Genomic DNA, 20274 nt, shown 5'->3' with positions numbered 1-20274 from the left:
GCGCTACGGCGCGGAAAATCCCATGATGCGCTCCTGCTCCGCCCGCCCTTCCCGGATCAGGCGGTTGCTCGCATCCTCGATCGCGGACGAGACCTGCGCGGTGAATTCGTCGCGCGAAAGCCCTGCCGGAATAGGTTTCAGGAATTCCACCACCAGCGTACCGGGATAACGCAGGAAAGTACGGCGCGGCCAGAACAACCCGGAGTTCAGCGCCACCGGCAGACAAGTGACGCCGCAACCGACATAGATCTGGCTGACGCCCACCTTGTAATCCGGCGGGGCACCGACCGGACGCCGCGTGCCCTCGGGAAAAATGATGAGCTGCCGCCCGCGCTGGACCTGATCGCGCGCGTTCTTCATCATTTTCAGCAGAGCGCGTCCGCCCGATTCGCGGTCAAGGCCGATCATCTGCGCCTTGACGAGATACCAGCCGAAAAACGGAATCCGCGTCAGCTCGCGCTTGAGAATAAACAGCGGCTGATCGAAGAACGGCATCAATGCGAAGGTCTCCCACGCGGATTGATGCTTGGAGGCGACCAGCAGAGGCCCCTCGGGGATATTCTCGACGCCGCGATACTCCACCTTCACATTGCAGATCAGCGTGAGCAGCCACGCGCTGGTGCGCGCCCATGTCTTGGCGATCCAGATGATGCCCCAGCGCGGCATCGCGTAGGTCGGCAGGCCGATCACGCACCAGAGGATCGTGTTGAGATAAAACACGATGTTGTAGACCAGCGAACGCACGAACAGCGAAAACTTCGTCATGCGCATCAACCGGCCGATGCCGACGGCTTTGACACCGCACCGCTTTTGGCGGGCTGCTCCTCCCATTCGGGAAAATTGATGCCGAACGCCGCGAGGCGCACGCGGACCTGCGCAACCAGATATTTCACGTATTCAAGCGCCACCAGCCGCACTCCGGCGGGGCTGTTCCACCATGGCTCCCCGCGCCACGCTTCGCTGACCACGGGATAGAAGATGAGATCGATGTCGGGCATTGCGTGCGTCAATTCCACGGTGGCGCGCGGCATGTGGTAGTTCGATGTCACAACGATCAAAGAATGAAATCCGCGTTCCTTCACCCAGCGCCGCGTCTCGGTCGCGTTGCTGCGGGTGTTGACGGCGGAACGGTCGAGATCGACGCAGCATTTCAGCAGCGCCTGGCTCTCCGGCTGCGCGCGCAGGATGTCAGCGGCGCCATTGGCAGGGTGCACGCCGGAGATCAGCAGCCGCTTGCCGTAACCCTTCGACAGCAGGTCGAGCGCATCCGCCACGCGCGAGGCGCCGCCGGTCAGTACCACGATTCCATCGGCATGGCGGTCTGGCTTGCTTTCCTCGGAGCGGAGCTGCGAGGCAAACCAGGCAAATCCGGCAAGAAAGATCACGAAGAACGAGAACAAAAACCGCGTCACCGGCCAGCCGCCGGCGCGCGCCCGCGCTTCGGCCTCGCTCATTTTCGAATGGTCCGGCCTGCTGGTCATGACCGTGATGCGCTCCGTCCCGATCGTATCGTTTCCCCGCGCCCAAAATGCCCGAACCGGCAGCCGCCCGCAATCATTCCCACAGCATCATTCCCAAGCCCGCCTTCAATCGATCTCGTCAAGCGTCGCAAACAGCGTCCGGCGCGACGCCCATGCCGTCACCGCTGCGATCAGCATCGCCTGCCCCGCGAGCACGAGATACCCGGATGCCGGCAGCGCGAACGTGCCGAGCAGCGCCGCGAACTGGTCGCCCGCAGGCGTGCCGGAAAACCAGCTTGCGATGGATTCCGAGAATCCGAACACCAGGATGGCGGCGACACCGCCGATCACGCCGCCCTCGAGCCCCAACTGCAGGAAGTGCCGGAAGAAGCGGTTGGCGATAAAGCGATCCTGCGCGCCGACGAAATGCAGCACCTCGACAATCGGCCTGTTGGCGGACATCGCGCCGCGCGTCGCGAACGACACCGAAATCACGGTGGCGAAGATCACAAGGATCAGAACGCCCGTGCCCGCCAACACGATCGCGCCGCTCATCGAGCGCATCCGTTCGATCCAGGCACGATGATCGTCCACCGTGGCAGACGGCGCGATCGCCACGAGACGTTTCTGCAGATCGGCAATATTGAGAGAGCCATCCGGCGTGACCCGCGCCACGATGATGCGCGGCACCGGCAGGTCGTCGATGGAAAAGCCGGTGCCGAGCCATGGCTCGAGCAATTTGGCGGATTCCTCCTTGGTGAAGGCCCGCGCATCGACGATGCCGGGTTGTCCGCGCACGGCATCGGTCACTGCCTTGACGTCGCGGTCGATGTCACGGCCGGAGGTCGCCCGCAACTGGATGGTGATTTCGCTTGCGACATCCGACTGCCACTGTGCGGCGGACGCCCGCACCAGCAACACCGCACCGGTGGTGATGGAGGCGAGAAACGTCATGATCGCGACCACTGCGACCAGCGCGCGGCCGGACATCGAGCCGCGCGGCACGATCGGCGAGACGTTGCGCGCCGGCCCATCGTCCTCGGTCTGGTAGTTCGCATCAGTCACGGCGGTGCACCCGAGTGAAAAGCTTACTCATAGATATGCAGCCTGGATTCATGAAGGACCATGCGGCGTGCCTGATACTGATCCATCAAGGCAATATCGTGGGTGGCGATGATGACGGCGGTTCCGGTCTTGTTGAGCTGGATGAAGAGATTGAGCAGCCGCCTTGCCAGCGATGGATCGACGTTACCGGTGGGCTCGTCGGCGAGCAGAATCTGCGGCCGCGCGATCACCGCACGCGCGATGGCCGCGCGCTGCTTCTCACCGCCAGAGAGGATCGGCGGCAATGCGTCCATCCGCTCGCCGAGCCCGACCCATTTCAACAGGTCGATCACCTCGCGGCGATAGCTCGACTCGTCCTTGCCCATGACGCGAAACGGCAGCGCCACGTTTTCATACGTCGTCATGTGATCGAGCAGGCGGAAATCCTGCAACACGATGCCGATGCGCTGACGCAGCCGCGCGATGGCGTTCTTGTCGAGGAGCGAGATATCCTGTCCGAACATGTTGACCAGGCCGCGCGTCGGGCGCAGCGACAGGAACAGCATCCGCAGCAGCGAGGTCTTGCCCGCACCGGAGGGGCCGGTGAGGAACTGAAAGGAATGCGCCGGTATCTGGAACGTCAGATCCCGCAGCACCTCCGGACCAAGCCCATAGCGCAAACCGACATTTTCGAATCGGACCAAGCTCAGCTCCGTTCGGAAAAGGGCGCGAATTCCATGGCGGGAACAATTCCGCCGCAAAACAGGGACATATCTGTCGCCAGTCTTGGGACCAGTCTTGGGGCCGTTATGGTTTCCGATTCGTTAACGGACGCCGCATAGACTGCGGGCGGCTCATTCTCGGCGATTCGATTTATGCAGATCATCTGTCCCCATTGTACGACATTCTACGACGTGGATTCGTCCAAATTCGGCGCCGCCGGCCGCAATGTCCGCTGCGCGCGCTGCGGCGAAACCTGGCTCGCGAAGCCGGAATCCGCCTCCGCGATGGCGGGGCCGGACCCGTTCGAGGAGGTCGATGCGGGCTGGGGTCTGGCGGCGGGAACGCCGGTCCGTGAGGAGGACACCCCTCACGTCCAAAGTCCGTCCATCGCCGCGGACTGGCAGGATGAGTATGCTTCTCACGAGGCAACCGATGGCGAGGATGAACCTCGCGCATCCCGCAGGCCCGAATGGCTGCAAAGCCTGCTGCGCCCGCTGCAACCGATGCTGCAAACCCGTTTCCTGTCCGGCATCACATCCCGCATTCCGGGCGTGCCGCACCTGCGGCCGCCGAAGGTCAGCCTGGCTTTCACCAGCACGGCGATGGCGGCCATCTGCCTTGGCCTCATCATCTGGCGCGCCGATGTCGTGCGACTGATGCCGCAGACCGGACCGTTCTTCAAAATAGCCGGGCTCGGCGTCAATCTGCGCGGGCTTGAGTTCGACAAGCTTCAGCTTTCCTCGGAGATGGTCAACGGCAAGTCTGTGCTGGTGATTCAGGGGGCGATGAAGAACATCACCCGCAAGCCTGTCGAACTGCCGCGCCTGCGCTTCATCGTCCGCGACCAGAACGGCACCGACATCTACGCATGGAATTCCGTGCTGGAGCAGCCCGTGCTGAAGGCCAACGAGCGGCTGGCGTTCAAGTCCCGCCTCGCCTCGCCGCCAGCCGAAGGCCGGGAAATCGCCGTTCGATTCTTCCAGCGCCGGGATATCGGAGCCGGGGCAACCTGATGGCGAAAATCCTGATCGCTGACGACGAGGAGTCGATGCGCCTCCTCGTGGCGCGCGCCATCGCGATGGACGGACACGACATCACCACCGCGCAGGACGGTGCGGAAGCGCTCGACATCATCACCCGCGCCAATGGCGCATTCGACCTGCTGCTGACCGACATCAAGATGCCGGTGATGGACGGCATCGCGCTCGCGCTCGCGGTGGCGCGCGACTACCCGAAGCTGACGATCGTGCTGATGACCGGCTTCGCCGACCAGCGCGAGCGCGCCTCGGGCCTCGAGGCCATCGTCCATGACGTGGTGACGAAACCGTTTGCGATCGCCGACATTCGCACAGCGGTCGCCGACGCGCTCGCCTCGCGACCGGCTCAATAGTCCTTCAAGAGACGCTCGATGTAGTCGAGTTCGATCTGCGGCCGGTATGAATCACCGAGCCGCCGCCGCAGCTCTTCCAGAATACGGCGGACGCGCTGCACGTCGATTTCGCCGGGAATCTTCACGCTCTGGTCGTCGCTGTAATCACGCCCCTTCAGCGGCCGCCCGAGCGGATCGGTGTCCTGCCCGCCGCTCTGACGCTGGCCGAAGCGATTGCCCTGCTGGCCTTCGCCATCGCCCTGATTCTGCTGCGCGAGGTTTTGTGCGCCCTTCTTCAACGCCTCGACCGCGCGGCCCTGCGCATCCACCGCACCATTTGCGCTGCCCTGACCGAGCTGACCTCCCGCTTCGCCCATCGCGTTGTCGGCGTCGCCGAGCGGATTGCCTTCGCTCAACTCGCCGTCTTCACCGGGCTGTTTCCCGCCCTGCTGGGGCATCATGCCCTTCTGCTTCATGCCGTCGAGCAGCTTCTGAAGGCGGTCACGCAAGTTCTGCTGCTCACGCTGCAGATCGCCCATCGCGTTGCGGCCTTCCTGCTGCTCACGGCGCGAGTCACGCGAATTCTGTCCCTCATTATAGGTCTTGTCGCGCAACTGCTGCTGCTTGCGGGCGAGATCGCTCAATTCGTTGAGCGCCTGCTGCATATCCTGATCGCCCTGCCCCGGCTGCGCCATCTGCAGGTTTTCCAGCATCTGCTGCATCTGTTCGAGCAGTTGCTGCGCGGCTTCCTTGTCGCCGGAACGCGCCAGACGCTCCATGCGATCGATCATGGCCTTGAGATCCTGCTCGCTCATCACTCGCGCGTTGCGATCGAGCGGGCGCGCCAGCTCCTGCGGATTCTTTTGCAACTGCTGCGCCAGTTGCCGCAGATAGTCGCTCAGCGCCGCACGCAAATCCTGTGTGAGCTTTTTGATTTCCTCATCGCTCGCACCGCGTTCCAGCGCCTGCTTCAGCGCATCCTGTGCCGCGCGCAGCGCCTTTTCGACATCGGTGACGTTCTTGTCCTCGATCGCCACCGCCAGCGCCCACAGGCTGTCCACCGTGCCGCGCAACGCCTCGCGCGTGTTGGCATGTGCGAGCTGGTTGGCAACGGCGTGGAGGCCGAGATATTCGCCCGACTCCGGCGTGAACGCCTGCGGCGCGACCAGAAGCGCTTCCAGCGCGATCATCACCAGCGGCTTCTGGCTGGCGTCAAGCGCCAGAATCCGGCGCTGCTCGATCAGGGCGCGCGCCAGGGGCTTATTGAAGACGCGCTGCGGCAGCCGCATGTTGAAGGGCTCGCTGCGTCCTTCGTTGCCGGCTTCGTCCTTGGCCGTCAGGGTCAGCCTGACCTCCGCACCCGCATAAGGATGCTCGCTCAGATCCTTCACGGTCTGACCGACACCCGTTTTCGTCCGCGCGCTCGGCAAGCCCAAAGCGAACGCGATCGGATCGTACAGCGGCGAGGTGGCCTTTTCCGGCGTGCCATCGTCATCCGAATTGCGAAGCGCGATATGCGCCTGCGCCTGCGTGACGCCGTAATCATCCTCGAGCTTGTAGGACAGCGACAAGCCACCATGCGCCTGCCGCTCGGGGTCCTTCGCCAGCGCAATTGTCGGCGCATGATCGGGAATGACCTTGAACGACCATTGCGGCAGCGAGGATGGCGAGCGGACCCGCGCGCTGCCATCGGTTGCGATGGTGAAGCGGCGCTCGTCTGTGTTCTTCGGCGCGTCCCCGGTCTCGGCCGCAGCGGCGACACCGCCGCTCAGGCTGACATCGAGCGAACCGCCGCTCGCGCGCACGATCAGCGTGCTCCCTGCCGGAACCGAGATCGGCTCCTCGGCGGAAGCTGCCTTCTGCGGACCGGAGATCACGACTGGCGGACGGTTGGTGTAGGGCGGCGGATCGACCCAGGCATCGATTCGCGCCGGAGTGCCCGAGAACATCCCGTTCCAGTCGACGGCCTGCATGAAACGCGCGGTCCGCTCGTCGCCCGCAGCGATGAAGGTCGCGATCAGCAACAGGATCGCCGCAGCGCGCAGCGCCAGCGGATCGTGGCGTGGCAGATTTGGCGACGGCAGCCGCGCGCGGATGCGGTCGAGCGAGGCACGCATGCGCGCGCGTTGCGCATTCCACAATGCCAGCGCCACCGGGTCTTCCGACCTCAGCGTGTCGGTTAACGCGGTCGCGGGACGATGAGCGATGCCAGAATCAAGGTCGAGGCGGCGCAGCGCCTCCTCGCGGGCGGGCCAGCGGAAGCGAACAAGCGGCACCAGCGCGGCAAGACCGGCGATGGCGAAAATCGCCACGCCCGCGACACGCAAGACAAACGGCGCCACCATCCAGACGCCTGCCCAGGAGGCGGCGAGAAACAGGCCCACGACCGTCAACACCCGCGCCAGCGACGGCCACAGCCGCTCCCACGCGATCGCAAGCCGCGCATGTTGCACAGCGCGGGCGATCGCCTTCAGCAGAAGGTCCTCCTCCGAGGGAGGCGTCTGCGGGGAATCGGGTGTCTGGCCGCTCACGAAAATCTCCGGTTGAACGAAGATCAGCCTATCACGGCGGCCTCAATGAGGCACGGCCGGAACCGGCTCCGCCCACGCCTAAAGGCCCGGAATCAAGCTCACAGCCAGGGCGCGATCCGGTCCAGCGCGATCAATTGCGCGGGATCGATGCGCGGACGCACCACGGCGTACTGGTCACCCTTGACCAGCACCTCCGGCACCAGTCCGCGGGTGTTGTAGGTACCGGCCTGCACCGCGCCATACGCCCCCGACGACATCACCGCCACGAGATCGCCCGCCTTGAGTGCGGGCAAATGACGGCCCAGTGCGAGATAATCGCCGGTCTCGCACACCGGCCCGACCACGTCAGCCACGATGCCATCACCCGGAGACGATACCTCGCGCACGGGGAGAATGTCGTGATGCGCTTCATAGAGCGTCGGACGGATCAGATCGTTCATCGCCGCATCGATGATGACGAAATTGCGCGCCTCGCCATGCTTCACATAGATCACGCGGCTGACGAGGATGCCGGCATTGCCGACGATCATCCGTCCGGGCTCGAACATCAGCGTGCAGTCGAGTCCCCTGGTGACGCGCTTGACCACGTCCGCATAAGCATCCGGCGCCGGAGGGACCGGCAGATCGCTTTCATAGGGAATGCCGAGGCCGCCGCCGAAGTCGATATGATCGATCGCATGACCGTCGGCGCGCAGGGTCCGCACGAAATCCACCAGCAGCGTGAACGCCGATTCCATCGGGCCGAGATCGGTGATCTGACTGCCGATATGCATATCGACGCCGGTGACGCGAATACCGGGCAGCTTCGCTGCCCGTGCATAGACCGCGCGCGCGCCTTCCAGCGGAATGCCGAACTTGTTCTCCGACTTGCCGGTGGAAATCTTGGCGTGGCCACCCGCGCCGATGTCGGGATTGAGCCGCAACGAGATGCGCGCGGTGTTGCCGGTCTCGTGCGCAATGCGCGAAAGCAGATCGAGTTCGGGCTCGGACTCGACATTGATGCAGAGAATGTTTTCAGCGAGCGCCTGACGCAATTCGCTTTCCGTCTTGCCGACACCGGAAAACACGATTCTGTCGGCCGGAATGCCCGCCGCGCGGGCGCGCATCAATTCGCCGCCCGAGACGACATCCGCGCCTGCACCGAGCCGCGCCAGCGTACGCAGCACCGACTGGTTGGAATTCGCCTTCATGGCGTAGCACACGAGCGTGTCGAGACCCGCGAAGGCTTCCGTGAACACGCGATAATGCCGCTCCAGGGTCGCGGTCGAATAGCAATAGAACGGCGTGCCGACGGCCTCCGCCAGACGGCCTATATCGACGTCCTCGGCATGAAGAACGCCGTTACGGTAATGGAAGTGGTGCATGATGGCTCAATCCAGAATCGGATCGAGAATGATGCGCTTCTTCTCGCCGCGAGGCGCGATCATCTGTTTGCCCTGGCTTCCGGCAGGAGCAAAAAGAGTTTCATCGGCCGACGATCCCGGCGACGTCTGCGAGCGATAGGTCTGCGTATTGCTGCCCTCGACCTCAGCGTGCGAAGGCGTAAGCGCCGCGCCGGGCGGCAGATCGAGCGGGCCTTTCCGGCCGCAGCCGCCGAGCGCAAAGGCAGACAGAATCAGCCCAAGCGCAGCGAGCTTCGACCAGGAAACGTGAGAGACGAAACGGTTCACGGCGGTGTCCTTGAATTCGGGCCGCACCATACAAAGAACGGCTGCGGCTGGCGAGGCCCCCGCGCTGTCAATCTTCGGCCTGTCAGCCCGATTTTTGCTCTTTTTCCAGCCGCATAAGCCAGTTTTTCGCCTGTTCACGAACGTTTTCCGGAGCGGTGCCGCCAAAGCTGGTCCGGCTCTCGACCGAGGCTTCCACCGACAGCACGCCGAACACGTCTTCCGTGATGGCAGGCTCGACCGCCTGCATATCGCTGAGCGGCAGCTTATGCAGCGCCAACCCCGCCTCCGCCGCCTTGGCGACGATCCGGCCCGTGACGTGGTGCGCCTCGCGGAATGGCATCTTCAGCGTCCGCACCAGCCAATCGGCCAGGTCGGTGGCGGTCGCATAGCCTTCGCCCGCCGCGACCTTCATGCGCGCCTCGTCCGGCTCGATATCGAGCACCATGCCGGTGATGGCGCGGATCGCCAGTGACATCGCGGCGAACGCTTCCATCGCACCCGCTTTGTCCTCCTGCATGTCCTTCTGATAGGCGAGCGGCAGGCCCTTCATCACCATCAAGAGCGCGCTCAACGAGCCGACGATGCGGCCGGTCTTGGCGCGCACCAGTTCGGCCGCATCGGGATTGCGCTTCTGCGGCATGATCGAGGAACCGGTCGTGAACTTGTCCGACAGATGAACAAGCCCGACCAGCGGCGAGGTCCAGATCACGATCTCTTCGGCGAAACGCGACAGATGCACCGCTGCGATCGAGCACGCAGACAACGTTTCCAGCACGAAGTCGCGATCCGAGACCGCGTCGAGCGAGTTCGCCATCGGCCGCGCGAAGCCGAGCGCCGATGCCGTTGCACGCCTGTCGATCGGAAACGAGGTGCCTGCAAGGGCGGCTGCGCCGAGCGGGTTTTCATTGAGGCGCTTGCGCGCATCGGCAAAACGCCCGCGGTCGCGCGCGACCATTTCGACATAGGCCAGGAGATGATGGCCGAACGTCACCGGCTGCGCGGTCTGCAGATGCGTAAATCCCGGCATCACCGTTCCGGCATGCTCGAGCGCGCGTTTCACCAGCGCACGTTGCAGCGAGGCAAGATCGGCGTCGAAGGAGTCAATGGCATCGCGCACATAAAGGCGGAAATCGGTCGCGACCTGATCGTTGCGCGAACGTGCGGTATGCAACCGACCCGCCGCAGGGCCGATCAATTCGCCAAGCCTGCTTTCCACATTCATGTGAATGTCTTCGAGCGCGCGCTTGAAGGTGAACGTGCCTGCTTTGATTTCTGACAAAATTGTGTCTAGACCACCGGCGATGTTTTTTGCATCGTTGGCGGTAATGATCCCTTGCGCGGCCAGCATGGCTGCGTGGGCCTTTGACGCGGCGATGTCCTGGGCATAGAGGTGCTGATCGACGTCGATTGAGACGTTGATTTCCTCCATGATCGCATCGGGGCTCTCTCCGAAGCGGCCGCCCCACATCTTGTTGCTCATGACTGATAGCTCACGACTGCCGACCTGACTTCGCACTCAATCTACGATAAATAGCACCAATGACCGAGCAGACACCGCCTACCCGCTCCCGCCCCCGCATTCCCATGGCGCTCGCCACCGTCATTATCGGCGTCGGCGCCGCTACTGTGGCGATATACGGGATGCGAGGCCTGCAAGGCAATGCATCTGGCGACCCGGTTTGCCGCCCGGCGGTCAATCTCGCGCAGAAACTCAAGCCTCTCGCCCAGGGCGAAGTCGCCGCATTAACCATGGCCTCGCAGCCGCTGCGGGTCCCGGATCTCACCTTCGACGACGCCTCCGGTAAATCACGCAAGCTGTCGGAATTCCGTGGCCGCACCCTTCTGGTGAACCTTTGGGCGACATGGTGCGTGCCCTGCCGCCGCGAAATGCCGGCGCTCGACCAGCTTCAGGCCAAGCTCGGCGGGCCGAAATTCGAGGTCGTCGCCATCAATATCGACACCCGCGATCCCGAGAAGCCGAAGAATTTCCTGAAAGACGGCGGCCTCACCAAACTCAGCTATTTTTACGACAACAGCGCCAAGGTGTTTCAGGATCTGAAGGCCGCAGGACGTGCCCTCGGCATGCCGACCTCGATGCTGGTCGATCCTTCGGGCTGCGAAATCGCGACCATCGCGGGCCCCGCCGAATGGGCCAGCGGCGACGCGGTCAAGCTGATCACCGCAGCCCTCGGACAATAGGCCGCCCTTCTTTCCTTACATTCGTCGCCTTTGACGGAGTCCATGTCGCTGCGGTGCATCAGCAGCGAAAGGGCCTGTCATGCAATATGTCGACGGATTCATCGTCCCTGTGCCGAAGAAGAAGCTCGCCGCCTACCGGGCACTCGCCCGCAGGGCTGGAAAGATCTGGCGCGAATACGGCGCACTCGAATATCGCGAATGCGTGGCCGAGGATGTCAAACCCGGCAAGCTGACCTCGTTTCCGCAGAGCGTGAAATTGAAACCGCAGGAGACCGTGGTGTTTTCCTGGATCATCTATAAATCGCGCAAGCAGCGCGACCGCATCAACGCCAAGGTGATGAAAGACCCACGGCTCGCCGACATGATGGACACCAAGACGCTGCCGTTCGACGGCAAGCGGCTGATCTATGGCGGCTTCGAGATGATGCTGAAATTCTAGGCGAAAATATCGAGCTGGCCGCCGATACCCGCCGCATTGTTCGCGGCGGGAGAGCTTTGCGCGGGCTGAAGCAATTGCAGGACCGAGCCTTGCGCGTTCAGTTGCGATTTGAGCACGCTCGTCGCGATCTGCTGCTGGGTATTTCCAGCCTGCATCACCATCGCGGCGGCAACGAGACTCATATCCATGACGCACTCATCCTGTTCGAGACAGGCAACCTAACCAGCGAAGGTTAACAATCTCGAACGGATGCCGGAGCGTCAGCGCGTCGGAACCGGCTTCTCGCCGCGATAGTCGTAGAAACCGCGCTGCGACTTGCGGCCGAGCCACCCTGCTTCAACGTACTTCACGAGGAGCGGGCATGGGCGGTACTTCGAATCCGCGAGCCCTTCATGCAGCACCTGCATGATCGACAGACAGGTATCGAGGCCGATGAAGTCGGCCAGTTCCAGCGGCCCCATCGGATGGTGCGCGCCGAGCCGCATCGCGGCATCGATCGCCTGCACATTGCCGACGCCTTCGTAGAGCGTGTAGATCGCCTCGTTGATCATCGGCAGCAGGATGCGGTTGACGATGAAGGCCGGAAAATCTTCCGACACCGCGATCTGCTTACCGACCTTGGTGACGAAAGCCCGCGCGGCCTCGAACGTGGCGTCATCGGTGGCAATGCCGCGGATCAACTCCACGAGCTCCATCAACGGCACCGGATTCATGAAGTGAATGCCGATGAATTTTTCCGGACGGTCAGTCGAAGCCGCAAGGCGCGTGATCGAGATCGAGGACGTGTTCGACCCGATAATGGCGTCAGGCTTCAGCACCGCGCACAGATCGTGGAAAATCTTGCGCTTGACCTCTTCCTTCTCGACCGCGGTTTCGATCACGAGATCGCAGGAGGCGAGGCCCTCCAGCGTTGCCGAAGAACTGATCTTTTTCAGCGCAGCCTGATGCTCGGCTTCGGTGATGACCTTCTTCGTCACCTGCCGCGACAGGTTGCCATTGATGGTCGCCATCGCCGATTTCAGCCGGTCTTCCGAAATATCGTTCAGCACGACATTCATTCCGGCGAGGGCAGCGACATGCGCGATGCCGTTGCCCATCTGACCTGATCCGATCACGCCGATTGACTTGATTTCTTTTGTCATCTTTCCGTCGCCATCCGTTCGCGGCACATCCGCTGCAAGTCTTCGCGGGCCTGCGCTCTCTCTATTACACCAAAACCCCGTCGCCTGCCGGGTCTTCCGGCATGCGTCATTAACGCCGTCGCTTGGCCAGTTCCTCGGTCAGTTCCGGCACGATCTGATAAAGATCGCCGACCAGGCCATAATCCGCGACCTGGAAAATCGGCGCATCCTCGTCCTTGTTGATCGCCACGATCACCTTCGAATCCTTCATGCCGGCGAGATGCTGGATCGCACCGGAAATGCCGACGGCTATATAAAGATCGGGCGCGACCACCTTGCCGGTCTGCCCCACCTGCCAGTCGTTCGGCGCATAACCCGCATCGACGGCGGCGCGTGACGCGCCGACACCCGCACCGAGGGTATCGGCCAGCGGTTCGATATATTTCGTGAAGTTCTCCCGGCTTTGCATCGCGCGGCCGCCGGAGACAATCACCTTGGCCGAAGCAAGCTCGGGCCGGTCGCTCTTGGCGACCTCCTCACCGACATAGGCCGATGTGCCCGGCCCTGCCACCGCCGCAACATCCTCGATTGGCGCGTTGCCGCCGTCCGCAGCGGCCGCGAATGACGAGGTCCGAACCGTGATGACCTTCTTGCCGTCCTTCGACTTCACGGTCTGGATGGCGTTGCCCGCATAGATCGGCCGCTCGAACGTGTCGGGCGCCACGACCTTGGTGATCTCCGATATCTGCATCACGTCGAGAAGTGCTGCTACGCGCGGCAGCGTGTTCTTGAAGCGCGAGGTCGCGGGCGCGACGATGACGTCGTACTCGCCTGCGATCGAGACAACCAGTGTCGCCAGATTCTCGGCCAGATCGTGCGCATAAGCCGCATCGTCCGCCAATCGAACTTTCCGCACGCCAGCAAGCTTGGCCGCGGCCTCGGCGGCTGCACGGGCATTTTGCCCCGCTACCAGAATATCGACGTCACCACCCAGCGCCGCGGCAGCGGTGAGCGCTTTGGCGGTCGCGTCCTTCAGCACGCCGTCCGCATGCTCGGCCATCAACAATGTCGCCATCACAGCACTCCCGCCTCAGTGAGCTTGCCGACGAGTTCGGCAACCGAGGCGACCTTGACGCCCGCACTGCGGCCCGAGGGTTCGGACGTTTTCAGGATTTCAAGACGAGGCGCGAGATCGACGCCGAGTTGATCCGCCGTCATCTCCTCGATCGGCTTCTTCTTCGCCTTCATGATGTTCGGCAGGCTCGCATAGCGCGGCTCGTTGAGCCGCAGATCGGTGGTCACGATCGCCGGCCCCTGCAACTTCACGGTCTGCAAGCCGCCATCGACTTCACGCGTCACCTGGATGTTCGCGCCGTCGGCTTCGAGCTTGAACGCGAAGGTCGCCTGCGGCCACCCCAGCAGCGCCGCCAGCATCTGGCCAGTCTGGTTGGAGTCGTCATCGATCGCCTGCTTGCCGAGGATCACAAGACCCGGCTGCTCGCGCTCCGTGATCGCCTTCAGAACCTTGGCCACCCCGAGCGGCTCGACGGGCGCATCGGATTTAATGTGAATGCCACGGTCGGCGCCCATCGCGAGCGCGGTGCGGATCGTCTCTGCCGCCTGCGCGGGCCCGATGGACACCGCAACCACCTCGGTCGCTTTCCCGCCTTCTTTTAGCCGCAGCGCTTCTTCGACCGCGATTTCGTCGAACGGATTCATCGACATCTTGACGTTGGCAAGCTCGACGCCACTGCCATCGGCTTTGACCCGGATCTTGACATTGTAGTCGATGACCCGCTTAACCGGCACCAGAACCTTCATGGTTCCCCTTCATTCTGACTTAGTGTGCGCTGCGGAACCTAAAGAGGTCGCCCTGCCGGGTCAACGCGCTTGGGCGAGGGAAAGACCCGAAAGCGCCTCTGAAAACCCTGTGCCGCGTCCCGTTCACCGGTTCTGGCCCGGCACCCACAGCACGTCCCCCGCGCCGTTGCCGTTCGCAGCCCGCGACGCCACGAACAGGAAATCCGACAAGCGGTTGAGATAGCGCACCACGGCATCGCCGACCGGCTCATTGTCTTTCCCGGCCAATTCAACCACCAGCCGTTCGGCGCGGCGGCAGATGGTGCGCGCCTGATGCAGATGCGCCGCGGCGGCGGTCCCGCCCGGCAGGATGAAAGACGTCAGCGGCGCAAGCGCTTCGTTCAACGCATCGATGTCCCGCTCCAGCCGCTCGACCTGCACCGGCAGAACCCGCAGCCGCTCCGCCTTGCCCTCGCGCTCCGGCACTGTGAGATCGGCGCCGAGATCGAACAGGTCGTTCTGGACAAGACCCAGCATCGCATCGAGCCGGGCGTGATCCCCAAGATGCAACCGCGCTACGCCGATAGCGGCATTGGTTTCGTCGACGGTACCGATGGCCGCGACCCGCAGATCGTATTTCGGACGCCGCTCGCCGCTGCCGAGCGCGGTGGTGCCGTCGTCTCCGGTGCGGGTATAGATGCGGTTGAGGGTGACCATGCTCTTGCTTCGTCTAGCGCCCCATCGCCCAGACCGCAGCCATGGCGATGACGATGGCGATGAACTGAAACAGCACCCGCAGCCGCATCAGGCGCTGCGAGGTGTTCGGCGAGCCGCCGCGCATCATATTGATCAGGCCCAGCAGCAGCACGATGGTGACGGCGATCAGGGCGATGGGGAGAAGGAATAAGGAAAAAAAGGAGGTCATGTGCGTTACATACCACCCGGCGACCCGCCCCCCAAGGATTTAGAAGGCTTTCAGCCGGTCTCGCGGGAGGAACATGGCTGGGCATCCCGGATTTCATGACTTGCTCACCGTATCCCGCTAACCTCCATCTCCGAGAGAAAGCCCGCGTCTCATGACATTCATCCGCCGCGCCTTTCAGATCGGGATCGACGCCTTCAATGCGTTTCTAGCCGACGACGGCTGGGCGATCGCGAGTCATATCGCGCTGTCGGCGCTAATGGCGTTCTTTCCGTTCCTGATCGTGCTCGCCTCGCTCGCAGGCTTCCTGGGCTCCAAGGATCTGGCCGACCAGGCTGCCGGACTGATGCTGCAGGTCTGGCCGAGTCAGGCCGCCGATGCGCTGGTGACACAAATCCACGACGTCCTGACCCAGACGCGCGGCGATGCGCTGACACTCGGCCTCGTGCTGTCAGTGTATTTTTCCTCCAACGGCGTGGAGAGCCTGCGGGTCGGCCTCAACCGCGCCTACGGCGTCACGGAGACACGGCCGTGGTACTGGCTGCGGCTGGAATCGATCGGCTACACGCTGATCGCGGCCCTCATCTCGCTGGTGCTCGCACTGTTGCTGGTGCTCGGCCCGCTATTGCTCGCCACCGCGCGCTATTACCTGCCGCTTATCATCGAGCCGAAAGCGCATCTGCTCAACTTTTCGCGTTACGCCATCGCGCTGGTGTCGCTCGTGAGCGCCTTGTTCGTGCTGCATGCCTGGTTGCCCGCCGGACACCGGACGCTGCGGCAGATCATGCCGGGGATCGCGTTCACCGTGATCGCCTCGCTCGTCTCGGCGGCAGGCTTCGGACAATATCTGGCGCGCTTCGCCAACAACTATGTCACCACCTATGCGGGGCTCGCCTCGGTCGTGATCGCACTGGTGTTTCTGTATTTCATCGCCGCGATTTTCATCTATGGCGGCGCGCTCAATGCCGCGATCATCCGCCGGAAGCAGCCCGGCGAACCGTCGCCTCGCCAAGCGCCGCCGCCAGCGCCCGCGGGCTGACCGGCTTCATCAGGAAGGCATCGGCGCCGGCGGCGCGCGCCTTGGCTTCATCCTGCTCGTGGCCGGAGACACCGACGATCCCGACGCGCGCGCCCGCAACGCCCAGCGCGCGCAACCGGCGAATGGTCTCGACACCGTCGATGCCCGGCAGCACCATGTCCATCAGCACGACATCGAGATCGCCGCGCGACACGCGCTCCGCCGCAAGCTCGCCCTGCCCGACGAATTCGATCTTGTGTCCCAATTCGCCAAGCACCGTGTTGAGCACGACGCGGCCGAACGGGTTGTCCTCGACGCTGAGGATTTTTAACGCGCCGATATAGGACGGTGGCGGCGCAGATGTCTTTCGTTCCTCTCGCGGCAAGCCGACACGCACCGTCAGCGTAAAGACGGTGCCGCCATACTTGCGCCGCGTCACACTAACATTGCCACCCATGGCCTGCGCGAGTTGCTTCACCGACCACAGCCCGAGTCCCGCGCCGCCGAAACGCGATGCCACATCGATGCTTGCCTGCGAGAACGGCTTGAACAACCGGTTGATCTCGGCGAGCGACAGGCCGATGCCGCTGTCGGACACAGCGAAAGCAACATTCATCCCATTCTTGCCGCGCGGCGTGGCGGAAACATCGAGTTCGACCAATCCTGACGGCGTGAACTTCACCGCGTTGTCGACCAGATTTTCCAGCGCAGCGCGCAGGCGCACGGCGTCGCCTGTCACAAACTGCGGCAGGCCTTCGGTGATCGTCACTTTGGATTGCAGGCCATTGGCGGTCGCGCGGCCAGCAAGGCCATCGCCGGCCGAACGCGCCAGCGCGTGCAGATCGAAAAAATCCTCACGCATGGGCAGGCGCGCGGCCATGCTCTTGGCGGCATCGACATAAAGGGTCGCGAGTGCTGCGAGATGCTCCGCGCCGGTGCGGATGGTTTCCACCCAGCGACGCTCGCGCGCGCCCAAGTCGGACGTCTCCAACAGCGACGAGATCGCGAGGATACCGGTCAGCGGTGTGCGCACCTCATGGGCGAAGGCGGCAAGCGCCGTTTCCACCACGCCGCGTACCGGGCCTGCGGGCTTGCGTGACGGCTTGCTGGCAGCGCGCTTGGGCGCAACCTTCCGCGCCGGCGTCTTCTTCGCCGGAGGTCGCTTTCCCTTGTGTAATGTCTTCGACTTCCCCAGGCGGCGCGTCGAACGCGGCTTCGTCGCCATGCAATCCCCCAACGAGGCTTCATCCTGCCATCCGTGGGCGCAAGAGTCACGGCAGCCCGACCATCTCCCGGATATTTTGTGGGCTCAGGCCCTGCTCCCGTAGCGCCTGCAACGAGGTTGCCTGCGCCGATTTCGAGAGCTTCCTACCGTCCTCGCCGCGCAGCAGACCGTGATGCCGGTAGACCGGGGCGGGCAGGCCCAGCAATTGCTGCAACAGCCGATGGACGCTGGTCGCCCAGAACAGGTCCTGCCCGCGCACCACATGAGTCACGCCCTGCAAGGCATCATCGATCACGACCGAGAGGTGGTAACTCGTCGGCGTTTCCTTGCGCGCCAGCACGACATCGCCCCATGCCTCGGGCCGGGCCGCAACATGTCCGGTTTCTCCTCCGGGGCCGGAACCCTGCTCTTCCCAGACCAGCGCACCTGCCCGGCGACAGGCGATCCGGCTGTCCAGCCGCAGGACGAAGGGCTCTCCTGCCTGCATCCGGGCTTCACGTTGCTGCGGCGACAACGCCGCCGCCGAACCAGGATAGAGCGGCGCCCCATCGGGATCGCGCGGCCAAGGCTTATCCGACAACGGCTTACTCTGTTCGATCATCCGGGCGATCTCCGCCCGGCTCTCGAAGGCCTGATAGACCAGCCCCTGCCCGGCGAGCTGTTCCATCGCATCCCGGTAGAGATCGAAATGCTCCGACTGCCGCCGCACCGGCGTTTCCCAGACGATGCCGAGCCATGCGAGGTCTTCATAGATCGCCGCCTCGTATTCCGGGCGGGAACGCGACCCATCGATATCCTCGATCCGCAGCAAAAACCGCCCGCCGCTCTGCCGCGCGAGGTCGAAGTTCAACAGCGCCGAATAGGCGTGGCCGAGGTGCAGCCGCCCATTCGGGCTCGGGGCAAAACGGAAAACGGGTGGCGGCATTGATCCTGTTCACGCGACATGCTGATTCTGACGGGCATGACACTATACCTGAACACGCAGACCGACCTCGACCATGCCATCGCCATGCTGGTCGCGGCCGATCCGCGCCTTACGGAGATCGCGAAGGTGGCAGGCATGCCCGCACTGCGCCGCCGGGAGCCGGGGTTCACCGGCCTTGCCGCCATCGTCTGCGGTCAACAATTGTCCACTCACGCCGCTGCCGCAATCTGGAAGCGTGTCAGCGATGCCTTCGATCCGTTTCATCACGATCTGATCCGCGCTGCGCGTCCCGCGCGGCTGGCGCGGCTGGGGCTCTCGGCCGCCAAGATCAAGACACTGAAGGCGCTGGCGCGGGAGCTTGCAGCCGAGCGACTCGATCTCGACACACTCGGCCGGCAGGAGGCGGACCTCGCCCACGCCGCGTTGACGGCGCTGCACGGCATCGGTCCCTGGACGGCCGACATCTATCTGCTGTTCTGTCTCGGCCATGGCGATGCGTGGCCGGGCGGCGACCTCGCCGTGCAGGAGGCGATGCGGATCGGCCTGAACCTCGATGCGCGCCCGACCCCCAAACAGGCCACGGCGCTGGCGGAACGCTGGCGGCCCTGGCGCGGGGCGGCGGCGCATTTGTGGTGGGCCTATTATCATGCCGTGAAGCGCCGCGAAGGCATCCTCCCCGACAACACCGCGCGCACCGAATCGAAGGCCGTGCGTTCCGTTCGGGCCGGTGCACCGCCCGTTCAAGCCCGCGTGAAACCGACCGGAAAACCGCATGCAACCCAACGGGGCCAGCGGAAAAAATAGCGTCCGCCCTTCACAATCGTGTCGCGCTACCTGTAGTATTCTGCCCGTAAAGCTGCTTCGCAGCCGATCAGGGGGGTCAGGAGCGTTACTTGAACGCACATGTCTCACAAGGAGGTTGGCCGGCATTGGTCTTGAATGCCGATTTCCGGCCGCTGAGTTACTACCCGCTCTCACTTTGGTCATGGCAGGACGCAATCAAAGCCGTGTTCCTTGACCGCGTGAACATCGTTGCCAGTTACGAGCACGCCGTTCACAGCCCGTCATTCGAGATGCAACTGCCGAGCGTCGTGTCGCTCAAATCCTTCGTCAAGCCGACGACGCATCCCGCGTTCACGCGCTTCAATGTTTTCCTGCGCGACCGCTTCTCCTGCCAATACTGCTCCTCGCAGGAAGACCTCACCTTCGATCACATCATCCCGCGTTCGCGCGGAGGGCAGACGACATGGGAAAACGTCGTCGCCGCCTGCTCGCCCTGCAATCTGAAGAAGGGCAGCATGACGATGCAGCAGGCGAATATGTTCCCGCGCCAAACTCCTTATGCGCCGACGGTCCACCAGCTTCACCGCAACGGCAGGCTGTTCCCCCCGAACTACCTGCACGAAAGCTGGCTTGACTATCTCTACTGGGACACCGAACTCGACCCGTAGGCCGCACGGCCATTGCCGCGCTTCGGCGCGGCTCTGCTCTTTTTCAGGTTCAACGGACGAGGCTTGCGGTCGTTGTCGATTGCGACGAACGCGAAGATCGCGCTGGTGACCTTGTTCGTTTCTTCGCTGTCGCGGCTGCGCCGCCAGGCTTCCACCGAAATACGCAGTGAGGTACGGCCGGTTTCCTTCAGGCTTGCGAAGAAGGTGACCTCGTCGCCCACAAAAACCGGGCTGATGAATTCCATCGCATCGACGGCAACGGTGGCACAGCGCCCACGCGCCAGCCGCGTCGCGAGACTTCCCGCGGCCAGGTCCATCTGCCACATCAGCCAGCCGCCGAAAATATCCCCGGCCGGATTGGTGTCGGACGGCATGGC

24 protein-coding genes are annotated in these 20274 nt (G+C 63.6%); 7 read left to right on the top strand and 17 right to left on the bottom strand.

What is annotated here, in order from left to right; translation table 11 throughout:
- Positions 1-3 precede the first annotated feature (3 nt).
- From AC1RNA_RS06525 to ftsE, 4 genes are all read right to left on the bottom strand, one after another.
- Positions 4-771 carry a lysophospholipid acyltransferase family protein gene (locus AC1RNA_RS06525; protein WP_009337504.1) on the bottom strand — a complete coding sequence of 256 codons (768 nt, stop codon included), beginning with the start codon at positions 769-771 and terminating at the stop codon, positions 4-6.
- The gene (locus tag AC1RNA_RS06520; protein ID WP_009337506.1) at positions 771-1481 is read right to left on the bottom strand and encodes a YdcF family protein; all 711 of its coding nucleotides are present in this window, start codon (positions 1479-1481) and stop codon (positions 771-773) included. The genes AC1RNA_RS06525 and AC1RNA_RS06520 overlap by 1 nt, the downstream gene beginning before the upstream one ends.
- A gap of 105 nt (positions 1482-1586) precedes the next feature.
- The gene (locus tag AC1RNA_RS06515) at positions 1587-2525 is read right to left on the bottom strand and encodes a cell division protein FtsX (protein WP_492950537.1); all 939 of its coding nucleotides are present in this window, start codon (positions 2523-2525) and stop codon (positions 1587-1589) included.
- A 23-nt stretch (positions 2526-2548) separates the two neighbouring features.
- Positions 2549-3208, bottom strand: a complete 660-nt coding sequence (gene ftsE / locus AC1RNA_RS06510) for a cell division ATP-binding protein FtsE (RefSeq protein ID WP_009337508.1) — start codon at positions 3206-3208, stop codon at positions 2549-2551.
- Between the two features lie 171 nt (positions 3209-3379).
- On the opposite strand from ftsE, the gene AC1RNA_RS06505 reads away from it, so the two are divergent.
- Positions 3380-4240 (top strand): MJ0042-type zinc finger domain-containing protein, encoded by an 861-nt coding sequence (locus AC1RNA_RS06505; RefSeq protein WP_492950536.1) that lies wholly within the window; start codon positions 3380-3382, stop codon positions 4238-4240.
- Positions 4240-4617, top strand: coding sequence for a response regulator (locus tag AC1RNA_RS06500; RefSeq protein WP_009337510.1), 378 nt, complete (start codon positions 4240-4242; stop codon positions 4615-4617). Before AC1RNA_RS06505 ends, AC1RNA_RS06500 begins: the two co-directional genes overlap by 1 nt.
- On the opposite strand, the gene AC1RNA_RS06495 is transcribed toward AC1RNA_RS06500, so the two are convergent.
- The 4 genes from AC1RNA_RS06495 to argH form a co-directional block, all read right to left on the bottom strand.
- Positions 4611-7127, bottom strand: a complete 2517-nt coding sequence (locus tag AC1RNA_RS06495) for a TIGR02302 family protein (protein ID WP_492950535.1) — start codon at positions 7125-7127, stop codon at positions 4611-4613. The two genes, AC1RNA_RS06500 and AC1RNA_RS06495, sit on opposite strands and share 7 nt — an antisense overlap.
- 98 nt (positions 7128-7225) lie before the next feature.
- Positions 7226-8491: a diaminopimelate decarboxylase gene (gene lysA, locus AC1RNA_RS06490; protein ID WP_492950534.1), complete on the bottom strand. Its 1266-nt coding sequence runs from the start codon at positions 8489-8491 to the stop codon at positions 7226-7228.
- A 6-nt stretch (positions 8492-8497) separates the two neighbouring features.
- Positions 8498-8797 (bottom strand): LPS translocon maturation chaperone LptM, encoded by a 300-nt coding sequence (gene lptM / locus AC1RNA_RS06485; RefSeq protein WP_492950533.1) that lies wholly within the window; start codon positions 8795-8797, stop codon positions 8498-8500.
- Between the two features lie 82 nt (positions 8798-8879).
- Complete coding sequence (gene argH, locus AC1RNA_RS06480) at positions 8880-10277, bottom strand: argininosuccinate lyase (protein ID WP_009337514.1); 1398 nt, start codon at positions 10275-10277, stop codon at positions 8880-8882.
- 59 nt (positions 10278-10336) lie between these two features.
- Here argH and tlpA point away from each other — a divergent pair, with 59 nt between their 5' ends.
- Positions 10337-10996, top strand: a complete 660-nt coding sequence (tlpA, locus tag AC1RNA_RS06475) for a thiol:disulfide interchange protein TlpA (RefSeq protein WP_009337515.1) — start codon at positions 10337-10339, stop codon at positions 10994-10996.
- 79 nt (positions 10997-11075) lie between these two features.
- Positions 11076-11435, top strand: coding sequence for a DUF1428 domain-containing protein (locus tag AC1RNA_RS06470; protein WP_492950532.1), 360 nt, complete (start codon positions 11076-11078; stop codon positions 11433-11435).
- Here AC1RNA_RS06470 and AC1RNA_RS06465 read toward each other — a convergent pair.
- The 6 genes from AC1RNA_RS06465 to AC1RNA_RS06440 form a co-directional block, all read right to left on the bottom strand.
- Entirely contained in the window at positions 11432-11623 is a 192-nt protein-coding gene (locus AC1RNA_RS06465; protein WP_492950531.1) for a putative motility protein, read from the bottom strand. The two genes, AC1RNA_RS06470 and AC1RNA_RS06465, sit on opposite strands and share 4 nt — an antisense overlap.
- 72 nt (positions 11624-11695) lie before the next feature.
- A complete protein-coding gene (locus AC1RNA_RS06460; RefSeq protein ID WP_040297753.1) occupies positions 11696-12577 on the bottom strand; it encodes a 3-hydroxybutyryl-CoA dehydrogenase in 882 nt (293 codons plus the stop codon).
- 109 nt (positions 12578-12686) lie between these two features.
- Positions 12687-13631 (bottom strand): electron transfer flavoprotein subunit alpha/FixB family protein, encoded by a 945-nt coding sequence (locus tag AC1RNA_RS06455; RefSeq protein ID WP_492950530.1) that lies wholly within the window; start codon positions 13629-13631, stop codon positions 12687-12689.
- Positions 13631-14377: an electron transfer flavoprotein subunit beta/FixA family protein gene (locus AC1RNA_RS06450; protein ID WP_009337520.1), complete on the bottom strand. Its 747-nt coding sequence runs from the start codon at positions 14375-14377 to the stop codon at positions 13631-13633. Before AC1RNA_RS06450 ends, AC1RNA_RS06455 begins: the two co-directional genes overlap by 1 nt.
- Positions 14378-14500: 123 nt before the next feature.
- Complete coding sequence (locus tag AC1RNA_RS06445) at positions 14501-15073, bottom strand: cob(I)yrinic acid a,c-diamide adenosyltransferase (RefSeq protein ID WP_492950529.1); 573 nt, start codon at positions 15071-15073, stop codon at positions 14501-14503.
- A gap of 13 nt (positions 15074-15086) precedes the next feature.
- Positions 15087-15281, bottom strand: coding sequence for a twin transmembrane helix small protein (locus AC1RNA_RS06440; RefSeq protein ID WP_009337522.1), 195 nt, complete (start codon positions 15279-15281; stop codon positions 15087-15089).
- A 151-nt stretch (positions 15282-15432) separates the two neighbouring features.
- On the opposite strand from AC1RNA_RS06440, the gene AC1RNA_RS06435 reads away from it, so the two are divergent.
- Positions 15433-16317: a YihY/virulence factor BrkB family protein gene (locus tag AC1RNA_RS06435; protein ID WP_492950528.1), complete on the top strand. Its 885-nt coding sequence runs from the start codon at positions 15433-15435 to the stop codon at positions 16315-16317.
- Here the strand turns inward: AC1RNA_RS06435 and AC1RNA_RS06430 are convergent.
- Entirely contained in the window at positions 16250-17521 is a 1272-nt protein-coding gene (locus tag AC1RNA_RS06430) for an ATP-binding protein (protein ID WP_492950527.1), read from the bottom strand. The two genes, AC1RNA_RS06435 and AC1RNA_RS06430, sit on opposite strands and share 68 nt — an antisense overlap.
- A 46-nt stretch (positions 17522-17567) precedes the next feature.
- Complete coding sequence (gene gluQRS, locus AC1RNA_RS06425; RefSeq protein ID WP_009337525.1) at positions 17568-18446, bottom strand: tRNA glutamyl-Q(34) synthetase GluQRS; 879 nt, start codon at positions 18444-18446, stop codon at positions 17568-17570.
- A gap of 18 nt (positions 18447-18464) precedes the next feature.
- Here gluQRS and AC1RNA_RS06420 point away from each other — a divergent pair, with 18 nt between their 5' ends.
- Together AC1RNA_RS06420 and AC1RNA_RS06415 are read left to right on the top strand one after the other, a co-directional pair.
- Entirely contained in the window at positions 18465-19250 is a 786-nt protein-coding gene (locus AC1RNA_RS06420) for a DNA-3-methyladenine glycosylase family protein (RefSeq protein ID WP_492950526.1), read from the top strand.
- An 89-nt stretch (positions 19251-19339) separates the two neighbouring features.
- Complete coding sequence (locus AC1RNA_RS06415; protein ID WP_040297755.1) at positions 19340-19897, top strand: HNH endonuclease; 558 nt, start codon at positions 19340-19342, stop codon at positions 19895-19897.
- Here AC1RNA_RS06415 and AC1RNA_RS06410 read toward each other — a convergent pair.
- Positions 19870-20271: an acyl-CoA thioesterase gene (locus tag AC1RNA_RS06410; protein WP_492950525.1), complete on the bottom strand. Its 402-nt coding sequence runs from the start codon at positions 20269-20271 to the stop codon at positions 19870-19872. The genes AC1RNA_RS06415 and AC1RNA_RS06410 overlap by 28 nt on opposite strands.
- Positions 20272-20274: the final 3 nt, after the last annotated feature.

This window comes from Afipia sp. GW821-FHT14H12, assembly GCF_058803465.1.
This window is presented reverse-complemented; position numbering and strand designations above follow the sequence as displayed.